Here is a 2014-nt window from a genome sequence, read left to right as displayed (position 1 = left end):
GCCACGGATGCAACGCTCATAGCGAGGTCTGTTACCAGAGTATGTCCTCGGTGGCGACGATAATAAGCGTATTCCACGTTGTCACGTTGGACCCGAGTTTCGAACGGTCCCGCCGGAAGTGAGCATCGAGCAGGAGTCCCGGCGGAAGCGTTCGTCGAGTCGGATTACAGTCGTTTCGTCATTCGATGGCGCTTGGTCACGTAGTCGTCGCGCCGGTAGAGCGACTGGGCGACGTGGTTTTCCGCGTGAACGTCGAGCGAGATGAACTCACACCCTTGCCGTCGGGCCCACGATTCGGCCCGCGAGAGGAGTGCGGTAGCGATCCCGTGCCGTCGGTGACTTCGGCGGACGAACAGGCCGTCGATGTAGCCCCGCGGGCCGCGGGCGAAGACGGGCGGAGAATCCCGTTTTTCGACCGATACGTAGCCGATCAAGCCGTCGTCGTCCGCGACGAACGTGGCGATGCTCGCGTCGGAGAAACGGTCTTTCACGTACGAAAATACGTTCGCCCTGACCCCGTGGTCGGCCAGCGTGTCGAAGTCGTCCATCTCCGCCATCTCGCGAGCGAATGGGACCCAGAGGTCGTCCACAAACCGGACGAGTTCCCCCGCTCGCAGTCGTCGAATTCGCATCAGGTCGCCTCCCCGAACCCGTGTTCGGCGAGATATCGCTCGACGTCCGGTCGCGCCGCCTCGCGTTTTTCCTGATGATCACGAAGGAAGGTTTCGAGGCGCTCCTTGGCGATTTGCTTCAGTTCGCCCGAGAGCATCGCGCCGGATTCGTACTTTCGCCGGATTCGTTCGAGTTCGTCGTCGTCCCGAACGAGGTGGAACGCGAGCAGTTCGAACACCATGTCGTCCTCGACGGTTCCCCCTTTCTCGCGGTGTTCCTCGACGCTGGCGCGACCGCCGGTTTTCGCCGCGTCGATTTTCCGCTTCGCGTCCTCGACGGTATTCGTGAGTGCGATGTAACTCGCCGGGTCGGACGAACTCATCTTCCCCCCTTGTAGCCCGCGCATGAACCGATGGTACGTACTCGCGGGTTTTACGTACGCGGTCTCGCGGTAGCGCGAGGCGACGTCCCGCGTCAGACGAACGTGCGGGTCTTGGTCGATACCGACCGGGACGACCGTCGGTTTCGGCCCGCCGTTCTCGGGTGCCTGCGGCCGGAGGATGTCGGCGTACTGGGTCAGCGCCGAAGAAATCTTTCCGGGTGAGGTCGCGCCGTAGGTCGCCTCGAACTCGTTTTCCGTGATGTACCGCGAGAACAGTTTGCTCCGGGCGAGGTGGTCGTTACCCGCCTGCGACTGAAAGTAAAAATCCGTCCGGTCGAGATCGACTCCCGCCGCGGCGTAGTTGAGGAGATACTCCTCGATCACCAGTTCGCGGGCGTCTTCGAGCGACACGTCGCGCGTCGCGTAGGCTTCGATATCCGCTGCACAGAGGGTGACCTCGGCACCCATCTCCTGAAACATGCGAACCTGTTCGACCACGGCGAGGTGGCCGAAGTGGAAGACACCGGAGGGCATGAGGCCGGTCATGACGGCGAACGGGTCGCCCCGGTCGCGGGCGTCGAGGACGGTTTCGAGGTCGCGCTGGCCGAAGACGATGCCGCGCCGGACGAGACGATTATCGGGAAGACGGTCGGCGAGCGGGCCGATGGGTTCGATGCCGAACCCCTCCATCGTCGCCGAGTAGTCGGCGATTTCGACGTCGCCCCACGGGTCGATGTCGGTCATCGGGTATCACCGCCGAGCGAATCGCTGGTGGAGAACGGACTATCGGTGAAACGATACGACAGGATCAGTTGACTATGCCGTGGTCGGCCAAAATCGACCACCGGCGGTAGTGAACGAAGACATGCCGATTGCTACTCCGTGAGTTGCGGGCAAAAGGGTTTCGCGGGCGTGAGAGACGGTGGCAAACGCGAGTGGTGACAAACGCGAGTTGCCGAGCGAGCGATTCGGCCGCCACGGCGGCCGAATCGCAGTTGTCCGTGGCTGTCCTAGGGGAGC

2 protein-coding genes are annotated in these 2014 nt (G+C 62.8%); both read right to left on the bottom strand.

The features are described from left to right. Positions 1-164 precede the first annotated feature (164 nt). On the bottom strand, positions 165-632 hold the full coding sequence (locus tag WBV42_RS09760) for a GNAT family N-acetyltransferase (RefSeq protein WP_423985855.1): 468 nt from the start codon (positions 630-632) through the stop codon (positions 165-167). Next, positions 632-1738, bottom strand: coding sequence for a tryptophan--tRNA ligase (gene trpS, locus WBV42_RS09755; RefSeq protein WP_423985854.1), 1107 nt, complete (start codon positions 1736-1738; stop codon positions 632-634). Before trpS ends, WBV42_RS09760 begins: the two co-directional genes overlap by 1 nt. Between the last annotated feature and the right edge of the window lie 276 nt (positions 1739-2014).

The organism is Haladaptatus sp., assembly GCF_049589095.1.
Classification (GTDB): Archaea; Halobacteriota; Halobacteria; order Halobacteriales; family Haladaptataceae; genus Haladaptatus.
Note: the sequence above shows the minus strand (reverse complement) of the source record. Positions and strands in the feature narration are given on the sequence as shown.